This window comes from Teichococcus coralli (assembly GCF_009829925.1).
In the GTDB taxonomy this organism is placed as follows: domain Bacteria; phylum Pseudomonadota; class Alphaproteobacteria; order Acetobacterales; family Acetobacteraceae; genus Pseudoroseomonas; species Pseudoroseomonas coralli.
On the sequence record NZ_SNVJ01000011.1, the window covers coordinates 54,791 to 79,808 of the forward strand.

Annotated in this window: 16 protein-coding genes and 1 tRNA gene; 13 read left to right on the top strand and 4 right to left on the bottom strand. The window is 73.5% G+C overall.

The genetic code is table 11. From position 1 onward, the window contains the following. From E0493_RS13675 to E0493_RS13700, 6 genes are all read left to right on the top strand, one after another. On the top strand, positions 1–369 hold the full coding sequence (locus E0493_RS13675; RefSeq protein WP_160937537.1) for an HPr family phosphocarrier protein: 369 nt from the start codon (positions 1–3) through the stop codon (positions 367–369). After that, a complete protein-coding gene (ptsP, locus tag E0493_RS13680) occupies positions 359–2,203 on the top strand; it encodes a phosphoenolpyruvate--protein phosphotransferase (RefSeq protein ID WP_160937538.1) in 1,845 nt (614 codons plus the stop codon). Before E0493_RS13675 ends, ptsP begins: the two co-directional genes overlap by 11 nt. A 685-nt stretch (positions 2,204–2,888) precedes the next feature. Beyond that, positions 2,889–4,196 (top strand): adenosylhomocysteinase, encoded by a 1,308-nt coding sequence (ahcY, locus tag E0493_RS13685; protein ID WP_160937539.1) that lies wholly within the window; start codon positions 2,889–2,891, stop codon positions 4,194–4,196. 447 nt (positions 4,197–4,643) lie between these two features. Beyond that, complete coding sequence (locus tag E0493_RS13690; RefSeq protein WP_160937540.1) at positions 4,644–5,732, top strand: TRAP transporter substrate-binding protein; 1,089 nt, start codon at positions 4,644–4,646, stop codon at positions 5,730–5,732. Between the two features lie 143 nt (positions 5,733–5,875). Then, positions 5,876–6,682, top strand: a complete 807-nt coding sequence (locus tag E0493_RS13695; RefSeq protein ID WP_160937541.1) for an undecaprenyl-diphosphate phosphatase — start codon at positions 5,876–5,878, stop codon at positions 6,680–6,682. 73 nt (positions 6,683–6,755) lie between these two features. Further along, positions 6,756–7,208 carry a hypothetical protein gene (locus E0493_RS13700; RefSeq protein ID WP_160937542.1) on the top strand — a complete coding sequence of 151 codons (453 nt, stop codon included), beginning with the start codon at positions 6,756–6,758 and terminating at the stop codon, positions 7,206–7,208. Between the two features lie 83 nt (positions 7,209–7,291). Here the strand turns inward: E0493_RS13700 and E0493_RS13705 are convergent, their stop codons facing one another. Then, positions 7,292–7,939, bottom strand: coding sequence for a CoA transferase subunit B (locus tag E0493_RS13705; RefSeq protein ID WP_160937543.1), 648 nt, complete (start codon positions 7,937–7,939; stop codon positions 7,292–7,294). 15 nt (positions 7,940–7,954) lie between these two features. Continuing rightward, positions 7,955–8,716, bottom strand: a complete 762-nt coding sequence (locus E0493_RS13710) for a CoA transferase subunit A (protein WP_160937544.1) — start codon at positions 8,714–8,716, stop codon at positions 7,955–7,957. A gap of 177 nt (positions 8,717–8,893) precedes the next feature. Here E0493_RS13710 and E0493_RS13715 point away from each other — a divergent pair. From E0493_RS13715 to E0493_RS13725, 3 genes are all read left to right on the top strand, one after another. Then, positions 8,894–8,969: transfer RNA gene (locus E0493_RS13715), tRNA-Ala, on the top strand. Positions 8,970–9,087: 118 nt separating this feature from the next. Next, positions 9,088–9,312, top strand: coding sequence for a PsiF family protein (locus tag E0493_RS13720; protein ID WP_160937545.1), 225 nt, complete (start codon positions 9,088–9,090; stop codon positions 9,310–9,312). Positions 9,313–9,508: 196 nt separating this feature from the next. Further along, positions 9,509–11,275 carry an adenine deaminase gene (locus tag E0493_RS13725; protein WP_160937546.1) on the top strand — a complete coding sequence of 589 codons (1,767 nt, stop codon included), beginning with the start codon at positions 9,509–9,511 and terminating at the stop codon, positions 11,273–11,275. A 4-nt stretch (positions 11,276–11,279) separates the two neighbouring features. On the opposite strand, the gene E0493_RS13730 is transcribed toward E0493_RS13725, so the two are convergent. Continuing rightward, positions 11,280–11,924, bottom strand: a complete 645-nt coding sequence (locus tag E0493_RS13730) for a glutathione S-transferase family protein (RefSeq protein WP_160937547.1) — start codon at positions 11,922–11,924, stop codon at positions 11,280–11,282. An 827-nt stretch (positions 11,925–12,751) separates the two neighbouring features. Next, the gene (locus E0493_RS13735) at positions 12,752–13,501 is read right to left on the bottom strand and encodes an SDR family NAD(P)-dependent oxidoreductase (RefSeq protein ID WP_160937548.1); all 750 of its coding nucleotides are present in this window, start codon (positions 13,499–13,501) and stop codon (positions 12,752–12,754) included. Positions 13,502–13,615: 114 nt separating this feature from the next. On the opposite strand from E0493_RS13735, the gene E0493_RS13740 reads away from it, so the two are divergent. From E0493_RS13740 to E0493_RS13755, 4 genes are all read left to right on the top strand, one after another. Then, positions 13,616–14,623, top strand: coding sequence for a C-terminal binding protein (locus tag E0493_RS13740; RefSeq protein WP_160937550.1), 1,008 nt, complete (start codon positions 13,616–13,618; stop codon positions 14,621–14,623). A gap of 226 nt (positions 14,624–14,849) precedes the next feature. Next, a complete protein-coding gene (locus E0493_RS13745) occupies positions 14,850–16,217 on the top strand; it encodes a glycosyltransferase family 4 protein (RefSeq protein ID WP_160937551.1) in 1,368 nt (455 codons plus the stop codon). 116 nt (positions 16,218–16,333) lie between these two features. After that, the gene (locus tag E0493_RS13750) at positions 16,334–23,692 is read left to right on the top strand and encodes a type I polyketide synthase (protein ID WP_160937552.1); all 7,359 of its coding nucleotides are present in this window, start codon (positions 16,334–16,336) and stop codon (positions 23,690–23,692) included. Next, a complete protein-coding gene (locus E0493_RS13755; RefSeq protein ID WP_160937553.1) occupies positions 23,689–25,017 on the top strand; it encodes an aminotransferase class I/II-fold pyridoxal phosphate-dependent enzyme in 1,329 nt (442 codons plus the stop codon). Before E0493_RS13750 ends, E0493_RS13755 begins: the two co-directional genes overlap by 4 nt. Position 25,018: the final 1 nt, after the last annotated feature.

A 25,018-nucleotide genomic window follows, 5' to 3' on the forward strand; every position in this document is an offset into this window, starting at 1 on the left:
ATGACCCTGCTGTTCCACCGCACCGTGCCGCTGCGCGCCCCCTCCGACGTGTTCCGGGCCCAGGCGGCGGCGCAGGCCTCGGCCGAGGCAGGCAACCCGCTGCTGCTGCGCCGGGTGGTCGTGGTGCCCAACAGCCGCGGGCTGCACGCCCGCGCCGCCGCCAAGCTGGTGTCCTGCGCCGAGCGGTTTTCCGCCTGCGTGACCGTCTCCCGTGATGGCGAGAAGGTGCCTGCCTGCTCCATCATGGGGCTGATGATGCTGGGAGCCGGAAAGGGCAGCGAGGTCGTGGTGGAAGCCGAAGGGTGGGACGCCAGGGAGGCGCTTGATGCTGTGGCCGGCCTGATCGAGGCCGGTTTCCATGAAGACTGAGAAGAGCGAGAGGACCGAAGCCGCCAAGTCCGCCGAGCCGCCGCGCCGCGCCGGGCGGAAGACGCGCGAGGTCGCCATCCGCGGCATCGCCATCAGCCCCGGCGTCGCCATCGGCGCCGTCTATGACACCAGCGAGGCGCCGACCGAGGCGCCGCGCCGCAGCGTCCCGGCCGGGCAGGTAGAGGCGGAGAAGGCCCGCCTCGCCGCCGCCGTGGTCGCCAGCCGCAAGCAGGTCGGCAAGCTCAAGGGCCGCCTCGCGGTCCTGCCCGAGGAGGCGCAGGACGAGCTGGAGCCGCTGCTCGACGCCTATTCGATGATGCTGGGCGACAGCCGCCTGCTGCGTGGCGCCCGCCGCCGAATCGCCGAGGAGCTGCTGGCCGCCGAGACGGCGGTGCAGGACGAGGCGGAATCGATCGCCGGCACCATCCTCGCCGCCAAGGACGACGACAAGCCCGGCCTGCGGCGCCGCGCCGGCGAGGTGCGCGAGATCGCCCGCCGCCTCACCCGCAACCTGACCGCCATGCCGTTCCGCAGCCTGAAAGGCGTCCCGCCCGGCGCCATCCTGGTGGCCGAGGAGCTGACGCCGGCCGACGCCGCCCTGCTCGACCCCACCAGGATCGCCGGCGTCGCCACCGAGGAGGGCGGCGCCGACGGCCATACCGCCATCATGCTGCGGGCGCTCGGCATCCCGAGCGTGCTCGGCTGCCCCGGCCTGACCGAGGCGGCGCGGCGCGGCGACGAGGCGGTGCTGGACGGCGGCACCGGCATCATCGTCATCCGCCCGGGCGCCGCGGCGCTGGAGGCCGGACGCGAGGCGCTGGCCGGCTACGCCAAGGAGAAGCAGCGGCTGGCCAAGCTGCGCCGCCTGCCCTCCGTCACGCTGGACGGCGAGGAGGTGGAGCTGCAGGCCAACCTGGAGATCCCGGCCGAGCTGCCGCTGATCGCCCAGGCCGGCGCCCAGGGCATCGGCCTGCTGCGCACCGAGTTCCTCTTCATGAACCGCGAGGACCTGCCGGACGAGGACGCGCAGTTCGAGGCCTACAGCCAGATCGTCGGCCCGCTCGCCGGGGATGGCGTGACCATCCGCGTGCTCGACTGGGGCGGCGAGAAGGACATGCAGGCGCTGGCCGAGGGCGTGGTGCCCTGGCACACCGGCCCCAACCCGGCGCTTGGCCTGCGCGGCATCCGCATGCTGCTGAAGCGGCCCGAGCTGCTGGAGGCGCAGTTCGCCGCCATCCTGCGCGTCGCCACCCAGGGTCCGGTGCGCATCCTGCTGCCGCTGGTCACCATTCCGGCCGAGGTGGCGCAGGCGCGCGAGATCTACGAGCGGGTGGCCCGCCGGCTGCGCCGCAAGGGCATCCCCCTGCCGGACAAGCTGCCGCCCCTCGGCGCCATGATCGAGACGCCCGGCGCCGCCCTGGCCGCCGACGCCATCGCCCTGGAGGCCGACTTCTTCGCCATCGGCACCAACGACCTGGCGATGTACACCCTGGCGGTGGACCGCGCCGAGACGGAGGTTTCCCACCTCTACGACCCCCTGCACCCGGCGGTGCTGCGGCTGGTGCAGTTCGCCACCGAGGCGGCGCTGCGCCTGCGCATGCCGGTCTCCGTCTGCGGCGAGATGGCCGGCAACCCCCGCCTGGTACCGCTGCTGCTGGGCCTCGGCATCCGCGCCCTCTCGATGAACGCCAGCGCCATCCCGCGCGTGAAGCAGATGGTGCGGACGCTGAAGATCGACGACTGCGCCCGCTTCGCCCGCCGCGTCATGGAGCAGGGCGACCCGCGCCTGATCCAGGAGCTGGTGATGAACTTCGGCAACCCCGACGGGGCGTGACGCGGCGGGAGGGCCGCCTCAGCCGCAGCACAACGGCCGGGGAGCCGTCCGAGGCAGTGCCTCGCCCCTCCCAAACCCCTCTTTTCCACTCGGTTCCCGGCCCCGCCTGAGGCAATCGCGACTCTGATGATCCGTGTGGCAATCGTCGCCGGGACTGTCGCAACCCGGCGCGCGCCCGCGCCACCCGCACAACAGGCTGACAAAAAAGAATAAAATTGGGGTCCGGGGGAGAAATCGGGCCTGCCCTCCAACGCTCGGCTGAAGCAAGGTCAGGGGGAGTGAACTCCCCCCGAACCCCCCTCCTTTTTCTGTCAGTTTCCGGCGCTGCCTTTGAAGCAACGGTCCCGCCGATGATCCGCCCGGTGGTGACAGTCGCCGGGGCTGCTCCAGCCCCGGCGTGGGTCCGCTCCACCGGCACAACAGACGGATCAAAAAGAAAGAAGAGGGGGCCTGGGGGAGAATTCATTCTCCCCCAGACCTGACCATGATCCTGCCCATGGGCGGTTTCGAAGACCGGCTCCGGTCCCGTATGGCCGCGGGCGCCACCACGCATGAGGGCGGTGCAGTGCGTGCCGTGCGCCCTGAAGGGCCAAAACACATAAAGACATTATTATGTCTCGCTGCATCCCTTGGCCCTGCGGGGCGGGCCGTGCTATCGGGCGGGCACCTTCTGGAGAACAGACCCATGCCCGACGCGAACACCGCCGCCGCCGACCACAAGGTGAAGGACATCTCCCTGGCCGAATGGGGCCGGAAGGAGATCTCGATGGCCGAGGACGAGATGCCCGGCCTGATGGCGATCCGCGCGGAATACGGTCCCTCCCAGCCGCTGAAGGGCGCCCGCATCGCCGGCTGCCTGCACATGACGATCCAGACCGCGGTGCTGATCGAGACGCTGACCGCGCTCGGCGCCGAGGTCCGCTGGTCGTCGTGCAACATCTTCTCCACCCAGGACCACGCCGCCGCCGCCATCGCCGCCGCCGGCATTCCCGTCTTCGCCTGGAAGGGCATGAACGAGGAGGAGTTCTGGTGGTGCATCGAGCAGACCGTCCGCGGGCCGGACGGCTGGGAGATCAACATGATCCTCGATGACGGCGGCGACCTCACCGTGCTGATGCACGACAAGTACCCCGAGCTGCTGAAGAACGTCCGCGGCCTCTCGGAGGAGACCACGACCGGCGTGCACCGGCTGTGGGAAATGGCGCGCAAGGGCACGCTGAAGGTGCCCGCCATCAACGTGAACGACAGCGTCACCAAGTCGAAGTTCGACAACCTCTACGGCTGCCGCGAGTCGCTGGTGGACGCCATCCGCCGCGGCACGGACGTGATGATGGCCGGCAAGGTCGCCGTGGTCGCCGGCTACGGCGATGTCGGCAAGGGCTCCGCCGCCTCGCTGAGCAAGGCCGGCTGCCGCGTGATGGTGACCGAGGCCGACCCGATCTGCGCCCTGCAGGCCGCCATGGAAGGCTATGAGGTCGTGACCATGGAGGATGCCGCGCCGAAGGGCGACATCTTCGTCACCGCGACCGGCAATGTGGACGTCATCACGATCGACCACATGCGGGCGATGAAGCACCGCGCCATCGTCTGCAACATCGGCCACTTCGACTCCGAGATCCAGATCGGCGCGCTGCGCAACTTCCATTGGGACAACGTGAAGCCGCAGGTGGACGAGGTGATCTTCCCCGACGGCAAGCGCCTGATCGTGCTCTCCGAGGGGCGCCTGGTGAACCTGGGCAACGCCACCGGCCATCCGAGCTTCGTGATGTCGGCCAGCTTCTCCAACCAGACGCTGGCGCAGATCGAGCTGTGGACCAACCACCAGGCCTACGAGAACAAGGTCTACACCCTGCCCAAGAAGCTGGACGAGAAGGTGGCCGCCCTGCACCTCGCCAAGGTCGGCGCCCAGCTCACCAGGCTGAGCCCGAAGCAGGCCGAGTATATCGGCGTCGAGGTCAGCGGCCCGTTCAAGCACGACCTCTACCGCTACTGAGGCGGCAGCGGCGGTCCCGCCGGGCTGGCGGGCCGTGCAAGGCCCGGGGGGAAGGAATTCTCCCCCCGACCCCCTCATTCTTTCTTTTTGTCAGTCTGACTTTCTTTTTGTCAGTCTGATCCGCGGGCGCGCGCCGGCGCTGGGCCAGTCCCGGCGACTGCTGCCACGCGGGTCGTCAGGGGCGCCATGGCCTCAGGCGGCGCCGAAAACCGACAGAGGAAGGAGGGGGGTTCGGGGGGAGTTCACTCCCCCTGACCTGGCTTCCGCAGGGAGTTACGTGGCAGCCCTGCCTCTTGCGGCGTCCGGCAAGCACCAAAAGAGCCGAAATTTTCGCTCTTCGCGCAATAAAATTGCGCGGCACCCCTTCCCCGGCAGCTTGATCGAGGGGATAAGCCCCTGCATGGCCCAAGCCGGGCCGCAAGCAACTGCCTGCGAAGGATCCCGCCAATGAACCGCCGCGCCCTGCTCGGCGCCGCCGCTGCCGCGGCGCCGGCTGCCCTTGCCACCCCCGCCCTGGCGCAGTCGGCGCCGGAGGTGCGGTGGCGCCTGACCAGCAGTTTCCCGCGCAACCTCGACATCCTCTTCGGCGCGCCGGAGGTGATCGCCCGCCGCGTCGCCGCGCTGACGGACAACAAGTTCCAGATCCGCGTTTTCCCGGCCGGCGAGATCGTCGGCGGGCTGCAGGCGCTGGACGCGGTGCAGGCCGGCACGGTGGAGTGCGCCCACACCGCCTCCTACTACTACGTGGGCAAGGAGCCCTCCTTCGCCTTCTTCACCGCCATGCCCTTTGGGCTGAACACCCGCATGTACAACGCGTGGTACCGCCATGGCGGCGGCGCCAAGCTGGCGGCCGACCTGTTCGGCGCCTACAACTGCGTGGGCTTCACCGCCGGCGACACCGGCGCCCAGATGGGCGGCTGGTTCCGCAAGGAAGTGAAGACGCTGGCCGACATCCAGGGCCTGAAGTTCCGCATCGCCGGCTTCGCCGGCCAGGTCTTCGCCAAGATGGGCGCGGTGCCGACCCAGGTCGCGGCGGCCGACATCTACCCCTCGCTGGAGCGCGGCACGCTGGACGCGGTGGAGTTCGTCGGTCCCTATGACGACGAGAAGCTCGGCTTCGCCCGGGTGGCGCCGAACTACTATTTCCCCGGCTTCTGGGAGCCCGGCGCTCGGCTGCACCTGCTGGTCGGCAAGAACGCCTGGGAGGCCCTGCCGCCGGCCTACAAGGCGGCCATCGAGATCGCCTGCGCCGATGCCGACATGGACATGACGGCCCGCTACGACGCCAGCAACCCGCAGGCGCTGCGCCGGCTGCTCGCCAATGGCGCCCAGCTCCGCCCCTGGTCGCGCGAGATCCTCTCCGCCGCCTGGAAGGCCACGCACGAGCTGTATGACGAGACCAGCGCCAAGGACGCGCGCTTCAAGACGATCTGGGACTCCTACCGCCCCTTCCGCGACGACGAGTACGCCTGGTTCCGCGTCGCCGAGAACTCCTTCGACAACTTCGCCTTCACCGCGGCCCAAACGGTAAAGTAATCCCGGCACCGGAGCGGGGCTTCGTTCCACTCCGGTGAAGCTGACCTCGATTTCATCCCGTGCGCAGCCTTAACCGCGGCTTCGCGCGGTGACAGATGTTGCGCTGCACGCTATCGGGTCCGCTCCAGCGCAGGACCGACGCCATGGATCTCGTCTCGCTCCTTTCCGCCATGCTCATGGGCGTGGTGGAGGGGGTCACCGAATTCCTCCCGATCTCCTCGACCGGCCACCTGATCCTCCTCGGCGAGGTGATCGGCTTTCAGGGACCGCCCGGCAAGACCTTCGAGATCAGCATCCAGCTCGGCGCTATCCTGGCGGTGATCTGGCTGTTCCGGGAAACGCTGCTGCGCATCGCCTTCGGCATGTGGCGGCGCGGCAGCACCGAATACTACTTCGCCATCAACCTGCTGCTGGCCTTCCTGCCCGCGCTGGTGCTGGGCGCCACGCTCTACAAGCCGATCACCGAGATGCTCTACACGCCGCTGGTCATCGCCCTGGCGCTGATCGCGGGTGGGGTGGCCATCATCCTCATCGAGCGCAACCGCCCCGCTCCCACCATCCATTCGGTGCCGGAGATCGGACCGCTGGCGGCCCTGCTGATCGGCTTCGGGCAGGCTCTGGCGATGATCCCCGGCACCAGCCGCTCTGGCGCCACCATCATCAGCGCCCTGCTGGTGGGGGTGGACCGCCGCGTCGCCGCCGAGTTCAGCTTCCTGCTGGCGGTGCCCACCATGCTGGCCGCCACCGTGTTCAGCCTGTGGAAGAACCGGGCGGAGCTGGACCTCTCGGCGGCCGGGCAGATCGGCGTGGGCTTCGTCGTCACCTTCCTCGTCTCGCTGCTGGTGGTGCGCTGGCTGATGTCGGTGATCAGCCGCATCGGCTTCACGCCCTTCGCCTGGTACCGCATCATCCTGGGCGTGCTGATCCTGGCCTGGCTGGGCCTGCGCTGAAGCGCCATCAGATCGCTTGATCCGGGAAACACGAGCCGTCATCTTCGCCTCATCTTCCGGATGGTGAGGCCCGATGCGGCTCGCGGCGCAGACTTTCATATTCCTGATCCTGCTGGCCCTTCCGGCCCTGGCCCAGACATGGCCGAACGAGACCGGGCCGGGTGGCGACCTCTTCCGCAACTCTTCCCGCCAGTTCGACCGGCTGTGGCAGGCGACACCGCCGGCAAGCAGCCAGCCGGAGGCGCGGCCCGGCCTGCCGCGCCCGGTGGCGCAGCCGGCGGTCCCCATGCTCGACTGGACGCCCCCGCCGCCCGCCGCGCGCGCCACGGCCCCGAGGCGGCCGGTCCAGCGCCGCAGCACGCCCCGCCCCGCTCCGGCGCCGGCGACGCAGGCCGCCGCCCCGAACCGGCAGGACTGGGAGCGCAGCCTGAAAGAGCGGGAGCGGGAGATGGACACCATGCGCCGGCGCCTGGATGAGGAGCGGCAACGCTTTGACGCGCAGGGCAAGGCCACGCCGAACCCATAAAAAAGTCCGGGGGAAGGTATTCCCCCGGACCCCCATCTTCCTTCTGTCAGTGCGCCGGCGGGGAGGCGGAAGGCGACCCGCTTTCAGGCCAGGCCAGGGCCGGCCTGGAAGGCGGCCTCGGTCTTCTCCCGCAGCTCGCCCGGCGTGACGCCCGGCGCCAGCTCCACCAGCGTCATGCCGCCCGCCTGGCGGTCGATCTCGAACACGCCGAGCTCGGTGATCACCATGTCCACCACCGCCTTGCCGGTCAGCGGCAGGGTGCATTCGCGCAGCAGCTTCGGCTTGCCGCCGGCGGTGTGTTCCATCAGCACCACCACCTTCTTCACCCCGGCCACCAGGTCCATGGCGCCGCCCATGCCCTTCACCATCTTGCCGGGGATCATCCAGTTGGCGAGGTCGCCGTTCTCCGCCACCTGCAGCGCGCCGAGGATGGAGAGGTCCACGTGCCCGCCGCGGATCATGGCGAAGCTGTCGGCGGAGGAGAAGAAGCTGGTGGTGGGCAGCTCCGTCACGGTCTGCTTGCCGGCGTTGATCAGGTCCGGGTCCTCGTCGCCCTCGTAGGGGAAGGGCCCCATGCCGAGCATGCCGTTCTCGGACTGGAGCTGCACGCTGATGCCGTCGGGGATGTGGTTCGCCACCAGCGTCGGGATGCCGATGCCGAGGTTGACGTAGAAGCCGTCCTGCAGCTCACGCGCGGCGCGGGCCGCCATTTCATCGCGGGTCCAGGGCATGTCTCGTCCTCCCTCTCAGGCCAGGCTCTCGGCGCCGGCGGCCGAGGCGTTCGCGTTGGCCGGGATCGCATCCGTCACCCGCTTGCGGGTGGTGCGCTGCTCGATCCGCTTCTGGTAGCCTTCGGGCAGCTTCACGATGCGCTTCACGTAGATGCCGGGGGTGTGGATCTGGTCAGGGTCGATCTCGCCCGGCTGCACCAGGTGCTCCACCTGCACCACCGTCACCTTCGCGGCGGTGGCCATCATCGGGTTGAAGTTGCGCGCCGTCTTGCGGAAGACGAGGTTGCCCTCGGTGTCGGCCTTCCAGGCGTGGACGATGGCGAGGTCGGCGAAGAGGCCGCGCTCCATCACATAGTTCTCGCCGTCGAACGCGCGGGTCTCCTTCCCCTCCGCCACGGCGGTGCCGTAGCCGGTTTTGGTGAAGAAGGCCGGGATGCCGGCGCCGCCGGCGCGGATGCGCTCGGCCAGCGTGCCCTGCGGGTTGAACTCGATCTCCAGCTCGCCGGCCAGGAACTGCTCGGCGAAGGTCTTGTTCTCACCCACATAGGAGGAGATCATCTTGCGGATCTGCCGCGTCTTCAGCAGCAGGCCGAGCCCCGCGTCGTCGATGCCCGCGTTGTTGGAGACGACCGTGAGGTCCTTCACGCCGGAATCGCGGATCGCCTCGATCAGCGCCGCCGGGATGCCGCAAAGGCCGAAGCCGCCGGAGTGGATCAGCATGCCGTCCTGCAGCAGCCCCTCCAGCGCGGCACGTGCATCCGGGTAGATTTTCCGCATCACAGACGCTCCCCAGTTCGGAATGCGCCGAAGCTACCCACCCGGCCGGGCGGGCGAAAGGGGGGCGGCGTGTGCACCGCACCGGAGCGGCCGGAGCCGACGAAAAAACACGAAAAACAGCGTCTCGCCCGCTTGCGCGCCCCTGGCCGCATGGTTATACCCCGGCCACTTCCCTGAGGGGCCATAGCTCAGTTGGGAGAGCGCTTGAATGGCATTCAAGAGGTCGTCGGTTCGATTCCGATTGGCTCCACCAGTTTCCGGAAACCCGGCCTCGCGAGAGGCCGGGTTTCCTGCTTCCGGGAGCCAGCATTCCTGGTGAAGCGTATCCGGCGTTCCGCTATACAACCGGAACGTTCACGGAGATCCTGCCCTTGAAGCCGCTTCTGTTTCTGCTCACCGCCGCGGCCCTGGCCTGCGCGACCCCTGCCCTCGCGCGCGGCAAGGCCACCGGGGAGGCTGTCCAGCACCGCGCCCCCTCCCCCGCGCGCCTGGCGCAGCAGGAGCGGATGCGCGGCTGCAACGCCACCGCCCGCACCCAGAACCTGCACGGCGCGCCCCGCAAGGAGTTCATGCGCGGCTGCCTGCGCAAGCACTGAAGGCCCCCGGGGCGGAACGCTTCCCCATCTCCTCCTGCTGCCGGCCCGGGTGGTGCTCGCCGCGGTGGCGTGACCAAAAGCTGGCAAGCGAAGGAGGGGGTCTGGGCGAGTTCACTTCCCCGGGCTTTCCCGTCCCGCTTGCCTTGAGGTGCCCCGCCGCTCTACCCAGCGCCGCGACACGGAGGCAGAACAGGCCATGACCCCAGCCGATCTGCATGATCCCGCCCTGCGGGACCGCGCGGTGCGCGCCGCGCGCGGCGAGGCCCCTTTCGACATCCTGCTCACCGGCGCCGAGGTCGCCGACATGGCCACCGGCGAGCTGCGCGCGGCGGATGTCGGGCTGGTCGGGCCGCTGATCGCCAGCGTCCACGCCCCCGGCACCCGCGCCGACGCGCGCGAGCATCGCGCGGTGCCCGGCCGGATCATCGCGCCCGGGCTGATCGACACGCACATGCATGTCGAAAGCTCGATGGTGACGCCGCGCCGCTATGCCGAGACGGTGCTGCCGCAGGGCACCACCACCATCTGCTGGGACCCGCACGAACTGGGCAACGTGGCCGGGCTGGACGGGCTGCGCTGGGCGATCGGCGCGCTGCGCGGCCTGCCCCTGCGCGCGCTGGTGCTGGCGCCCTCCTGCGTGCCCTCCGCGCCCGGGCTGGAACGCGCCGGCGCCGATTTCGGTCCCGCCGAGATGGCGGAGATGCTGTCCTGGCCGGAAATCGCCGGCGTGGCGGAAGTGATGGACATGCGCGGCGTGCTGGAACGCAGCCCGCGCATGGCCGGCATCGTCGGCGCCGGGCTCGCCAGCGGCAAGCTGGTCTGCGGCCATGCCCGCAGCCTCTCCGGCCCCGGCCTGCAGGGCTTCGCGGCGGCCGGCATCGAGTCGGACCACGAGATCACCTCCGGCGCCGACCTGCTGGAAAAGCTGCGCGCCGGCTTCACCGTCGAGCTGCGCGGCAGCCACGATTACATCCTGCCCGAGGCGGTGGCGGCGCTGAACGCCCTGCCCCGCTACCCGCAGACCCTCACCCTCTGCACCGACGACGTCTTCCCCGACGACCTCGTGGCCCGGGGCGGCATGATCGACCTGATCCGCCGGCTGGTGCGCCACGGCATGCCGCCGCTGGAGGCGCTGCGCGCGGCCACGCTGAACGCCGCCATGCGGCTGGGCCGGCGCGACCTCGGGCTGGTGGCGCCGGGCCGGCGGGCGGACCTCCTGGTGCTGGACGGGCTGGAGACCCTCGGGGTGGAGCAGGTCTTCGCCTCCGGCGCGCGGGTGGCGGAAGGCGGGCGCCTCGCCACCGCCCTGCCCCTCGCCGACCCTCCCGGCCTGCGCGACACGATGAAGCTGGCCCCGCTCGCCGCGGCGGACTTCCACCTGAACGCCCCCGGCGGCACGGCGCGGCTGCGCAGCGTGGTGAACCCGCGCTTCACGCAATGGGGCGAGATCGCGGTGCCGGTGCGCGAGGGCCGCGCGGTGCTGCCGCCCGAGGCCACCCTTCTCGCCGTCATCCACCGCCACGGGCTGGCGCCGGCGCGGCCGGTGCTGGGCGTGCTCGAGGGCTGGGGCGCCTGGCGCGGCGCGCTGGCCACCACCGTCGCGCATGACAGCCACAACCTCTGCGTCTTCGGCCATGACCCGGCCGACATGGCGGCCGCCGCCAATGCATTGATCGCCTGCGGCGGCGGCATGGCCGTGGCGGCGGCGGGCGAGGTGCGCGCGGTGCTGCCGCTGCCGGTCTGCGGCCTGCTCTCCGACGCCCCGGCGGAGCAGGTGGCGGCGCAGTTCACCGCGCTGCGCGCCGCCGCCGACGGCATCGCCGAGTGGCAGCCACCCTACCGCGTCTTCAAGGCGGTGGTCGGCGCCACGCTGGCCTGCAATGCCGGCCCGCATGTGACTGATCTCGGCATCGCCGACGGCGGCACCGGCGCGGTCTTCGCCGGCGCCCTGGTCGAGGAATGATGCGCTATTCCGGCGTGGTCGCCTCGCCGCGCTCGGCCATCAGCGCGTCGTCGATCTGCCGCGCCCGCAGCGCCGCCGGCCGTGCGGCGAGGCGCTCCCAGTAGCGCTCGAAGGCCGGCCGCCGCTCCACCATGCCGAACATCATCCCCCATCCGACCTGCGATCCAAGATAGAGGTCGGCCATGGTGAAGCGGTCGCCGAGCAGGTAGTCGCCCCGGCTCACCGCGCCTTCCAGCACGTCCAGCACCGCGGCGAGCGTGCCGTGCCCCACCATCGCCCGCTTCTCCTCCGGCACCACGAAACCGCAGGCGGCGTTGCTCACCGCCGCCTCGACCGGGCCGGCGGCGAAGAACAGCCAGCGGTAGTAGGGGCCGCGCCGCCGGTCCTCCACCGCCGGGGCCAGCTGCGCCGCCGGGAAGGCATCGGCGAGATAGGCGCAGATGGCGGCGGTCTCGGTCACCACCGTCCCGCCGTGGGAAAGGACGGGCACCTTGCCCATCGGGTTGAGGGCGCGGAAGCCCGGCGCCTGCATGGCGGGCCCGTATTCGACGATCTCAGTCCGATAGGGCTGGCCGCTCTCCTCCAGCGCCCAGCGGACGATGCGGCCGCGCGACATCGGATGGGTGTAGAAGACAAGCTCGTCCGTCATCCTCGGGTCCTTTCCCGGCCGGCCGCCATGCGTAGGGGCGGCAGAACCTGCTGCGGATCGCACCCGGCCGGGCCTGCCCCTGCACGGGCGGAGCGGGATGGCAGGCAGCGCCCTCCGCCCTGCCCTTCTTCTACCAGCTTTCGGCCCCGCCTGCGGCGAGAGGATTTCCTGCCGCTGCCGCGCGGATGCGCAGGGCCGATGCAAGCCCAGCCGGCAGGAGATGGGATGAGAAGGGGGGAAAATGAACGCGGGCGCATCCTGGGCAGCCAGCCGGAACAGGGTTGGGTGAATTGCCCAAGGCAGTGCCTCGCACCCCCATCCCCTTCCTCTGCCAATTTTCGGCTCTGCCTTGAGACGAAGGCGCCGCCGATGATCCACGCGGCGACAATCGCCGGGGCTGTCGCAGCCCCGGCGCGAGCGCGCGCCATCCGCGCAGCAAACTGACAGATAAGGATGCAGAAGGGATCCGGGGGAGAATTCGGGCCTGCCCCTCAAATCCGCCCAGGGACGGCAGTACGGGCAAAACTGGGGGAGAATGAATTCTCCCCCAGGCCCCCTCTTCTTTCTTTCTGATCCAACTGTTGCGCCGGTGGGGCGGACCCACGCCGGGGCTGGAGCAGCCCCGGCGGCGGCGGCCACCGGGCGGACCGTCGGCGGGGCCCTTGCCTCAAGGCAGCGCCGGAAACTGACAGAAAAAGGAGGGGGAATGGGGGAGTTCGCTCCCCCATCCTTGCTTCAGCCGAGCGTTGGAGGACAGGCCCGATTTCTTCCCCGACCTGCGCGTGAGGGAGGCGAGGGCAGACCCTTATCCTCCCCTGACCGCCCCCTCAGACCACCACGCCCCCATCCACATGCAGGCACTGGCCCGTGATGTAGCCGGCGCCCTCCGAGGCCAGGAAGGCGATGGCGCGCGCCACGTCCTCGGGCTCTCCCAGGCGGTGCATCGGGATGCGGGCGATCACCGCCTCCCAGGCCCGGGCATCCAGTGCCGCATGGGCGCCGGCGTCCTTGCGGGTGTAGCCCGGCACCACGGCATTCACCGTCACCGCCGGCGCCCATTCCAGCGCCAGCGCCTTCACCAGCGCCTCCACCCCGGCCTTGGCCGTGGCGGAGGCGGGAAACACCGTGCTGTCCGTGCGGAAGTTGTGCGCCACGAAGGATGAGACGGCGACCAGCCGCGGCGCCCGCCCCGCCGCCAGCAGCGGCCCGGCGGCGCGCGCCAGGCGGAACAGCGCCCAGAGGATCGTATCCTGGCTGCGGGCGAAGGCCTCGTCGGTGAGTTCCGCGACCGGGGTGCGGTCGGCGAATCCGGCGTTGGAGACCAGCACGTCCAGCCCGCCCAGCGCCCCGGCGGCCCGCTCGACCAGCCGCTCCGGCGCGCCGGCCTCGCGGAGGTCGGCCAGCAGCACCACCGCCTCGGCGCCCCGCCCGCGCACCTCCTGCGCGGTTTGCTCGGCGCCCTCGCGGTTGCCGCGGGCGTGCAGGGCGAGGGCGGTGCCCGGCCCGGCCAGCGCGCGGGCGGTGGCCGCGCCGATGCCGCTGGAGGCCCCCGTCACCAGGATGCAGCGCTGCGCCATCTCCGTTCCTCTCCATGCCTGAGGCGCGGCAGGATAGGCCGGCTCCCTTGCGCCCCCAAGGCCGCCCCCGCATCCTTGCCCCACAACGATGCCGACAGGGGACGGAAACTGGCGATGCTGACCGTACTGGAGCCGGAAGGCCTTTATCCCGACACCGCGCTGGAGCAGGAGATCCTGGGGCCCGGCGTGCGCGTGATCCGCGGCGGCGGGCGCGGCGGGGTCGAGGAGCTGCCCGATTCGCTCTGCGCCGAGGCGGACGGCCTGTTCATCTTCCGGCACTGGCTTCCCGGCAGCCAGCTTCACCGTTTTCCCAAGCTGAAGGCCGTGGTGCGGATGGGGGTCGGTTACGACCGGCTGGACCGTCCGGCGCTCGCCGCCCGCGGCGTGAAGGTCTGCAACGTGCCGGACTACGGCACCACCGAGGTGGCCGACCACGCCATGGCGCTGGCCCTGACGCTGCGCCGCGGTATCGCACTGCACCACGACCTGCAGCGCGCCGACCCGCCGGCCCCCTGGCAGTATCTTGAGACTCCCCTCGTGCAAAGGGCGGAGACACAGAATTTCGGCATCCTCGGCCTCGGCCGCATCGGCACCGCCGTGGCGCTGCGGGCCAAGGCCTTCGGCTTCCGGGTGGTGTTCTTCGACCCCTTCCTGCCCAACGGCGTGGACCGGGCGCTGGGCATCCGCCGCGTCCGCGGCCTGGAGGAGCTGCTGGCGCAGAGCGACGTGCTCTCCATCCACACGCCGCTGACCCGCCACACGCGCGGCCTGCTGGACGAGGCGGCGCTGCGCCGGCTGCCGCGCGGCGCGGTGCTGGTGAACACCGCCCGCGGCCCGATCCTCGACCTCGACGGGCTGGCGGCCTGCCTGCGCGACGGCCAGCTCGCCGGCGCCGGGCTGGACGTGCTGCCGGAGGAGCCGCCGAAGGAGCCGGTGCATCCCTTGCTCGCCGCCTACCGGGCGCGCGAGCCGTGGCTGACGGGCCGGCTGATCGTCACGCCGCACAGCGCCTTCCACACGCCGCAGGCCTTCGAGGACATCCGCCGCAAAAGCGCGGAAACCATGCGCGACGTGTTGGTTGAGGGCCGTAACACCAATGTCATCGCAGCCGACGCGGATTGAGGAAAGCTCTGCCGCGGCCGGCGCGAATACGAGCAATTTCTGAATATTAAGACTGAAAAAGTCGGGCCTCGAACTGCCGTTGTGATTGCAATTGACGCTGCAAGCATTCTACACAAGATTGTGAGAGCGTCGCCTTCGCATCCGCAACGTAGAATTCCGGCGAGCACAGTTCTGCTGACGCGATAGGTTCGTGCAGCAGCGGAACGGTGCTCCCTGAGGTCCGATAATGCCCGCTGAGCTGCGCCAAAACGGCCCCCATGTGATCCTGGACGTCTCCCGGCTGCTGGGCTGCGGGCGCAAGCGGACTCCCTCCGGCATCGACCGTGTCGAGCTCGCCTATGCGCGCCACTGGCTGCAGGCGCCGCCGGAGCGCTGCTCCTTTGTCGGCCAGGAGGTGCAGGGCGGCTTCGCCATGCTGCCCCGCCGCCTGGTGGCGGACCTGGTGGCGGCGCTCACCGAGGCCTGGAGCGCCGGCATCGCCAACAGTCCCGCCTTCCGCCGCGCCGCCCGCATCGGCGCGCTCGGGCGTGGCCGGCTGCTGCTCGGCTTCGGCCGCACCGAGCTCGCGCGCCTGTTGCATTCCCGCCGCCGGCTCGCCTTCTTGCTGGTTTCCCACCAGGCGCTGGACCGCAGCGGCCCGATCGAGGCGCTGCGCCGCGCCGGCTGCGCCTTTGTGCCGCTGATCCACGACCTGATCCCGGTGACGCATCCGGAATATGCCCGCCCCGGGCAGGCCGAGAAGCACCTGCGCCGCATCACCACCACCGCCGCCCTGGCGGACGGCGTGATCGTCAACTCGGCTGCCACCGCCGCCGCGCTGGAGCCGCATCTGCGCGGCCGCACCCGGCCGCCATCCGTTCTGGTCGCGCCGCTCGGCATCGACACGCTGGAGCGCGCCACGCCCACCACGCCGCTGGAGCCCTATTTCGTCGCCCTCGGCACCATCGAGCCCCGCAAGAACCACCTGCTCCTGCTGCATCTCTGGCGCGAGCTGGCCCGCGTCCAGGGCGCCGCCACGCCGCGCCTGCTGATCATCGGCAAGCGCGGCTGGGAGAACGAGAACATCATCGACATCCTGGAGCGCTGCACCGCGCTGCACGGGGTGGTGCAGGAGGTCGGCCAGCTGCCCGACCGCATGGTGGCCGAGCTGATGCAGGGCGCCCGCGCCCTGCTCTTCCCCTCCTTCGCCGAGGGCTACGGCCTGCCGCTCGCCGAATCCCTGGCGATGGGCGTGCCGGTGGTCTGCTCCGACCTGCCGGCGCTGCGCGAGGTCGGCGGCCAGGTGCCGGACTACCTCGACCCGCTGGACGGTCAGGCCTGGCGCCAGGCGGTGACCGACTACGCCGCGCTGGACAGCGGCCGGCGCGGCGCGCAGCTCGACCGCCTCGAAGCCTGGCAGGCGCCGCGCTGGGCCGACCACTTCCGCCTGGTGGACACGCTGCTGGACCGGGTGACCGAGCCGGTCCAGGCGCGCCCGGCGCCCCGGCCAGGCGCCGCCTGGAGCCAGCCGGCGGGCTGGGGCGGACGCCGCGGCACCGCCTGGGCGGAGCGGCCGGCGGGTCTTGTTGCAGCGCGGGATGAAGCCGTGCCATGAAAGCCGCCGGTGGGCCGGGTTCTTGCCCGCCCCCCTGGTGAGCGGCCATACGCGGGCGGAGCGCCCCTCGCTCCGCGAAGGCGCAGGTGCCAAAACGGCCGACTGGGCAAATGGAATTGAGCAACGGACCACGCCTCCCCGGCGCCGCGCGCCACGCTGACGCCGTCGCCATTGTCGGCGCGGCCTGCCGGCTGCCGGGCGCACCCGACCTGGAAGGCCTCTGGAACCTCCTGGCGCGCGGCGGCGACGCCGTGGGCACCCTGCCCGCGGACCGCTTCCCCCAGGCGGCCTTCCACCACCCGCGCAGGAGCGAGCCCGGCCGCAGCTACAGCTTCGCCGCCGGCCATCTCGGCGACATCAGCGGCTTCGACGCGCCGGCCTTCGGCCTGTCCCCGCGCGAGGCGGCGGAGATGGACCCGCAGCAGCGCCTGCTGCTGGAGGTCGCCGCCGAGGCGGTGGAGGATGCCGGCTGGCCCGCCGGCCGCCTGGCCGGCCGCGCCGTCGGCGTCTGGGTCGGCGGCGCCTCGACCGACTACGCCGAGCTGCGGCTGGGCGACGTTTCCGGCGCCGACCGCTACTTCATGACCGGCAACACGCTGTCGATCCTGGCCAACCGCCTGACCAACGTGTTCGACCTGCGCGGCCCCGGCCAGACCGTGGACACCGCCTGCTCCTCCTCGCTGGTGGCGCTGGACGCGGCGGTGGCCGCGCTGCGCGCCGGGCGGGTGGAGGCGGCGCTGGTCGGCGGCGTGCAGCTGCTGCTTTCCCCCTTCGCCTTCACCGGCTTCTCGCGCGCCGGCATGCTTTCCGCGCGCGGCCGCTGCCAGGCCTTCGCCGCCGCCGCCGACGGCTATGTGCGCGGCGAGGGCGCCGGCCTGGTGGTGCTGAAGCCGCTCGCCGCGGCGCTGGCCGATGGCGACGCGATCCGCGGCCTCGTCCTGGCCACCGGCACCAATGCGGCCGGCCGCACCATCGGCCTGTCCCTGCCCAACCGGGAGGCGCAGGCCGCCCTGCTCGCCCGGGTGCTGGCCGAGGCCGGCGTGGCGCCGGAGGACTTCGCCTATTTCGAGGCGCATGGCACCGGCACGCAGGTGGGCGATCCGGCGGAATGCTGGGCCATCGGCACCGTCCTGGGCCAGCCGCGCGGCACGCCGCTGCCGGTCGGCTCGGTCAAGACCAATATCGGCCATCTGGAGCCCGCCTCGGGTCTGGCCGGGCTGCTCAAGGCGATGCTGGTGCTGGAGCGCGGCGCGCTGCCGCCCAACCTGCACTTCAACGCGCCCAACCCGCAGATCGACTTCAACGGGCTGAACATCCGCGTCCCCACCGCGCTGGAGCCGCTGGCGTTGCCGCCCGGCGCCGTGGCGGGGGTGAACAGCTTCGGCTTCGGCGGCACCAACGCCACCGCGCTGCTCGCCGCACCGCCCGCCGCCGCCACGCCGGAGGCCGCGCCGCCGGATGCGGAAGCGCCGCCGCTGGTGCTGACCGCCCGTTCCGCCGCCGCGCTGAAGGCCCTGGCCGGCGCCTGGCGGGAGCGCCTGGCCGAACGGCCCGCCACGCCCGCCCTGCGGCGCGGCGCGGTGCGCCACCGCGACCTGCATCCGCACCGCCTGCTGCTGCGCGGCGACGCCACCGCCCTGCCGGCGCGGCTCGGCGACTGGCTGGCCGGCAAGCAGCCGGAGGGCGTGACGCAGGGCCTCGCCCGCCCCGGCCCAACGGCCAGCCCGCTGGCCTTTGTCTTCTCCGGCAACGGTGCGCAGTTCGCCGGCATGGCGCGCGAGGCGATGGCGCACAACGCCGCCTTCCGCCGCGCCGTGGAGGAGGCCGATGCCGTGCTGGCGCCGCTCGCCGGCTGGTCCGGCGCCGCGGTGCTGGCCGAGGGCGCCAGCGCCGGGCAGCTCGCCGGCACCGACATGGCGCAGCCGCTGCTCTTCCTCGTGCAGCGCGGCATCCTCGCCGCCCTGGCCGAGCAGGGGCTGCGGCCCGACCTCTGCCTCGGCCATTCCGTGGGCGAAGTGGCCGCCGCCCATGCCGCCGGCATTCTCGACCTCCCGCAGGCGGCCCGGCTCGTGGTGGCCCGCTCCCGCGCGCAGCACCGCCAGCGCGGCATCGGGCGCATGGCGGCGGTGGGCGCCTCCGCCGAGGCCCTCGCCCCCCTGCTCGCCGCCTGCCCGCCCGACGCCTCCGGCCAGCGAGCCGAGATCGCCGCCTACAACGCCCCCGGCTCGCTCACCCTGGCCGGGCCGGAAGCGGCCATCGACTGGCTGGTGGCCGAGGCCAAGGCCCGCCGCTGGCCCGCCGTGCGGCTCGACCTCGACTACGCCTTCCACTCGGCGGCCATGGACCCGGTGCGCGCCGCCCTTGCCGCCGATCTCGCCGGCCTCGCGCCGCGGGCGGAGCGGCACGGCTTCCTGTCCTCCGTCACCGGCACGCGCCTGCCCGGCACGGCGCTCGACGCGGAGTACTGGTGGCGCAACCTGCGCGCGCCGGTGCGCTTCCAGGCCGCCGCGCAGGCCGCCGCGGCGGCGGGGGCGCGGCTCTTTGTCGAGATCGGCCCGAACCCGGTGCTGCAGGCCTACCTGCGCGACAGCCTGCGCGCCGCCGAGACCGAGGCGGCGGTGCTGCCCAGCCTGTCGCGCCGCGACCCGCCGGGCGACCCCTTCCCCGCCCTGGCCGACCGCGCCTTCGCCGCCGGCGCCGACCTGCGCGCCGCCCCCGCCTTCGCCGGGCCGGCGGTCTGGCGCGGCCTGCCCTTCACCCCCTTCGACCGGCAGCGCCACTGGTTCGCCGCCACGCCGGAATCCACCCGCCTGACCGATCCGGCGCAGGACCACCCGCTGCTCGGCCTGCGCCAGGGCCAGGAGCCGCTGCGCTGGTCGCGCCTGCTCGACACCGCGCTGGAGCCCTGGCTGGCCGACCACCGCCTGGGCGGCGAACCGGTGCTGCCCGCCGCCGCCATGCTGGAGATGGCGCTGGCCGTCGCCGCCCTGCGCTTCCCCGAGGCGCCGGCGCTGGAGGTGCGGGAGTTCCAGATCCTGCGCGTCCTGCCGCTGGCGGCGGAGAGCGCGCGCGAGCTGCGCTGCACGCTGGAGCCCGAAAGCGGCACCCTGCTGCTGGAAAGCCGCCCGCGCCTTTCCGCGGAGGGCTGGACGCTGCACGCACGCGGCCAGGTGGCACCCGCCACCCTCGCCGCGCTGCCGGAGGCGCCGCCGCCGCGCGGCGAGCCGGGCATGGCGCTGAGCGGCGCCGAGGCGCTGGCCGCCGCCCGCCGCCTGCAGCTCGACTACGGCCCCGCCTTCCAGGCGCTGCATTCCGTGGAGCGCACCGCCGACGGCCAGGCCGCCACCCTGCGGCTCGGCCTGCCGGAGGCGGCGCCGCCCGATTCGGCGGGCTGGCTGCTGCACCCGGTGCGGCTGGACGGCGCCCTGCAGGGCCTGGTCGGCCTGCTCGGCGCGGCCACGGAGGCCGAGGGCGGCGCCGTCGTGCCGGTGCGCTTCGGCCGCCTGGTGCTGCGGCGCGGCGCCCCGGTGCCGGTGAGCGGCGAGCTGCGCCTGCTTCGGCAGGGCGCGCGCAGCGGCCAGTACAGCCTGGCGCTGCGCGACGGCGGCGGCGAGGTGGTTGCCTGGCTGGAGGATGGCTGGATGCAGCGCATCCCGCTCGGCGCCCGCCGTGGCGTGGGGGAGGCGCTGTTCCGCGTCCTCCCGCAGCCGGCGCTGGCCTCCCTCGCGCCGGACGGCCCGGTGCCCGACCTGGATGCCGCCACCCGGGCGGCGCTGGCCGAGGACGCGGCGCAGGACCTTTCCGAGGCGGCGCTGCTGCTGGAGGGCTACGTGGCCGCCAGCGCGCATGCCGCGCTGCGTGCCCATGCCGGCGCGGGCGGCCTGCTGCCGCGGCCCGGGCTGAACGCCTATGCGCTGGGCCTGCTGCGCGCGCTGGCCGAGGACGGGCTGGCCGAGCCGACGCCGGCCGGCTGGCGGCTGGCGCCGGAGGGCGAGCTGCCGCCGCCGGCCGAGATCTGGCAGACCGTGCTGGCCGAGGCGCCGGAACTGGCGCACGAGCTGGCCTGGCTGGCGCATGCCGCCGAGCGCCTGCCCGCCGCGCTGGGCGGCATGGCGAGCGCCGAAGGGCTGCTGCCGGCCCCCGAGGCGGCCGGCTTCGAACGCCTCGCCGGGGTGCTGGCGCGCGCCGTCGCCGCGCTGGCCGCCGCCTGGCCCGCCGGGCGGCCGCTGCGGGTGCTGGAAGTGGGGGCGCAGGGCGGCACGCTGACCCGCGCCCTGCTGGCCGTGCTGGAAGCCAGCGGCAAGCCGGTCCGCTACGTCGCCGCCGGCGCGCCGGGCGATGCCCGCGCCGCCTTTGTCCCGGCGCATGCCGAGAGCATCGCCTTTCGCTTCGAGGCCTGGGACCCTGCCCTGCCCGGTCCCGCGCCGGACCTCGCGGCGGATCTCGTGGTGGGCATCGCCGCCGCCGCCCGCAGCCGCCGGGGCGCCGCCCTGCTGCCCGCCCTGGCGCCGCTGCTGGCGCCCGGCGGCACGCTGCTGCTGGCCGAGCCCCTGCCCGGCCGCGCCTGGGCCTTTGCCTGCGGCCAGGATGCCGAAACCGGGGCGAATGGCGCCGCCCTGCCGGACACCGCCGCCTGGGAAGGCGCCGGCGCCATGCCGGACTGGGCGCGCGCCTGGACCGCCCCGCTTGGCTCCGCGCCCTGGCCCGCCCTTCTGCTGGCCGCCCGCCGCGCCGCAAAGCCGCTGGCGGTCCAGGGGGCGGTCCAGGCGGCTGCCCCCGCGACACCCTTCCAGATCCATGCCGATGCCGCCAGCGCCGCGACGCGCGACGCCCTGGCGGAGGCCCTGAAGGCGGCCGGCGCGCAGGTCGCCAGCCTGCCGCTGGAAGCCGCCGCCGCCCAGCCGCCACGCGCCCTGGCGGGCGCCACGCTGGTGGTGCTTGCCGCGCCGGAAGGCGAGGCCCTGCCGGCCACCCTGGCGCAGGTCACCGCCCTGGCCGAGGCCGCGCGCGGCCGTGCCGCCGGCTTCACCCTGGTGGCCAGGGGTGCCACGACCGTGCCGGAGGCCGCTGCCCTGCTCGGCCTCGGCCGCGTGTTGGCCAACGAGATGCCGGAGCTGAAGCTCCGCCGCATCAGCCTGGACGGGGCGCCCGCTCCGCAGGCCGCCGCCGCCCGCCTGCTGCCCGAGCTGCTCGGCACCGTTCCCGAGCCGGAGCCGGAGCTGCACCTGGCCCCCGGGGGACGGCTGGTGCCCCGGCTGCGGCCTGGCGCCGCTTCCCCGGCGCCGCCGGAGGGGCCGGCGGTGCTGGCCATCCGCCAGCCCGGCCAGCTTGGCAGCCTGGCCTGGGCGCCGCTGGATCTGCCCGCGCCGGGCCCCGGCGAGGTGGTGGTGCGCGTCGAGGCCGCCGGCCTGAACTTCCGCGACCTGATGTGGGCGCAGGGCCTGCTGCCGGAGGAGGCGCTGGTCAACGGCTTCGCCGGCCCGACGCTGGGCATGGAAATGGCGGGGGTGGTCGAGCAGGCCGGCCCCGGCAGCCCGTTCCAGCCCGGCGAGGCGGTGTTCGGCTTCGCCCCCGCCGCGCTGGCCAGCCGCGCCCGCACGCGGGTGGAGGCGCTTGCCCGCATCCCGGCGGGGCTCGGCTTCGCCGCCGCCGCCACCGTGCCGGTCGCCTTCCTCACCGCCGTCTATGCGCTGGAGCGCTGCGCCGCGCTGCGCCCGGGCGAGACGGTGCTGATCCATGGCGGCGCCGGCGCCGTCGGCCTCGCCGCGCTGCAGGTGGCGCGCGCCGCCGGTGCCCGTGTCGCCGCCACCGCCGGCACCGCCGCCAAGCGCGCCTTTCTGCGCGCCGCCGGCGCCGAGCTGGTGCTGGACAGCCGTGACCCCGGCTTCGCCGACCGCCTGCGCGCCGCCTGGCCCGAGGGGGTGGACGTGGTGCTGAACTCGCTGGCCGGCGAGGCGATGGAGCGCAGCCTGGGGCTGGTGAAGCCCTTCGGCCGCTTCGTCGAGCTGGGCAAGCGCGACTTCTTCGAGAACCGCCGCGTCGGCCTGCGCCCCTACCGCAACAACCTCACCTATTTCGGCGTGGACGTGGACCAGCTGCCCAAGGCCCGCCCCGCCCTGGCGCGCGAGCTGCTGGAGGAGATCGCCGCCCGCCTCGCCGCCGGCGCGCTGCGGCCGCTGCCCCATGCCCTTCGCCCGGCCGGGGCGGTGGAGGCCGCCTTCCGCACCCTCCAGGCCAGCGCGCAGATCGGCAAGCTGGTGCTGACGCCGCCGCCGGTCCCGCCCCGCCCCGCCGCGCGGCCGGACCCGGCCGCCTGGGCGCCGCCCGCCGGCACCATCCTGGTGGTCGGCGGCACCGGCGGCTTCGGCTTCGAATGCGCCAAGTGGCTGGCGGCGCGCGGCGCCACCGACCTGGCGCTGCTGTCCCGCCGCGGCGGCGCGGCGCCGGGCGCGGAGGCCGCCGTCACCGCCCTCGCCGCGCTCGGCGCCCGCGCCACCATCCATGCCGCCGATGCGGCGGACGAGCCTGCCCTGGCCGCCGCCCTGGCGGAGATCCGCGCCGAGGGGCCGCCGCTGGTCGGCGTGGTGCAGGCCGCCGCCGTGTTCGACGACGCCGCCGCCGCCGCCCTGGATGCGCGCCGCTTCGCCGCCGTGCTGGCGCCCAAGCTCACCGCCGCCGAGAACCTGGACCGGCTGACCCGGCGGGACCCGGTGGCCCTGTTCCTGCTGTTCTCCTCCGCCACCACGGCGATGGGCAATCCCGGCCAGGCCAACTACGTCGCCGCCAACGCCGCGCTGGAGGCGCTCGCCCGCCGCCGCCAGGCGGAGGGGCTGCCGGCGCTGGCGGTGGGCTGGGGGCCGATCGCCGATGCCGGCGTGCTGGCCACCCACGCCGCCACCGCCGAAACGCTGGCCCGCCGCCTCGGCGTGGAGCCGATGCCGGCGGCCGAGGCGCTCTCCGCCCTGCCCGCCATGCTGGCCAGCGGCGAGCCGGTGCTCGGCCTCGCCCGCATCGGCTGGCGCGAGGCGCGGCTCGCCCTGCCGCTGCTGGAGGAGCCGCTCTTCGAGGCGGTGCGCGGCCGCGCCGAGCTGGCGGCGGAAACCGGCGCGCTCCGCGAGCACCTGCTCACCCTGCCCCCCGAGGCCGCGCGCGCCCTGCTGCGGCAGACCGTGCGGGAGGAGATCGCCCGCATCCTGCGCCTGCCCGCCGAGGCGGTGCCGACCGACGCGCCCGTGGCCGGGCTGGGGCTGGACAGCCTGGGCGGGCTGGAGCTGCGCGGCGCGCTGGAGCAGCGGCTCGGCATGGCGGTGCCGCTCGCCTCGGTGACGGAGGACCTGACCATCGACCTGCTGGCCCGCAAGCTGGCGGAAGGCCTGGCCGGCGGCCAGCCCGTGGAGGACATGGTGGCGCATCTCGTCGAGCAGTTCGAGCCCAGCGGGCACCCGCCCTCCCGGCAGGCAGAGGTCGCCGAATGAGCGGCGGGCTTTCCGCCACCGCCCGCATGGCGCTGCTGGCGCGGCTCTCGAAGCGCCGGGGCGGCGAGGCGCCGCGCCCGGAGGCCGGCAGCGCGCGCGACTTCGCCACCCTGCCGGGCATGCGCGACTTCGCCCTGCTCGGCACCGCGCTGGATTCGCTCGGGCTGGAAAGCCCCCTTTTCCAGCAGCATGACGGGCGGGCCGGCGCGCACAGCCGCATCCGCGGGCGCGAGGTGGTGAACTTCGCCAGCTACGACTATCTCGGCCTGAACGGCGACCCGCGCGTGCAGGCCGCGGCCAAGGCGGCGATCGACCGGTACGGCGTCTCGCCCTCCGGCGCGCGCATCACCGCCGGCGAGCGGGCGCTGCACCGCGAGCTGGAGGCGGCGCTGGCCGAATGGCACGGCGCCGAGGCGGCGCTGACCTTTGTTTCCGGCCACGCCACCAACGTCACCACCATCGGCCACATCATGGGCCCGCGCGACGTGGTGGTGCACGACGCGGCGATCCACAATTCCTGCACCGAGGGCATCCGCCTCTCCGGCGCCCGCCGCATCCCCTTCGCGCACAACGACCTCGCCGCCGCCGAGCGCGAGCTGGCCGGCGCCCGGCGCGGCGCCCAGCGCGCCCTGCTGCTGGTCGAGGGCCACTACAGCATGGACGGGGACAGCCCCGATCTCGCCCGCTGCGTCGCCATCGCCCGCCGGCACGACGCCTGGCTGATGGTGGACGAGGCGCACAGCCTGGGCGTGCTGGGCCGCGGCGGGCGCGGCGTGGCCGAGGCGCAGGGCGTGGACCCGGCGGGCGTCGACCTCTGGATGGGCACCCTCTCCAAGACGCTGGCGGCCGGCGGCGGCTACATCGCGGCGCGGGCCGACGTGATCGACTGGCTGCGCCACACCGCGCCCGGCTCCGTCTATTCCGTCGCGCTGGCCCCGCCGCTGGCCGCCGCCGCGCTGGAGGCGCTGCGCATCCTGCGCGCCGAGCCGGAGCGCGTGGCGCGCCTCGCCGCCAACGGCACCGGCCTGCGCGACCGGCTGAAGGCGCGCGGCTTCAACACCGGCGGCAGCCTGGGCGCCGCCATCGTGCCGGTGATCCTCGGCTCCTCGGTGCGCACCGCCAGGGTGGCCGCGGCGCTGCTGGAGCGCGGCGTCACCAGCCAGGTGGTGGTGTTTCCCGCCGTGCCCGAGCAGTCCGCCCGGCTGCGCTTCTTCGTCTCGGCCGAGCACACGCCGGAGGATCTCGACCGCGCCGCCGAGGCGCTGTCCGAGGCGGTGGCCGGCGCCGGCCGGGTGGAAAGCCTGCCGGCCGGCCTGGTGGGATAGC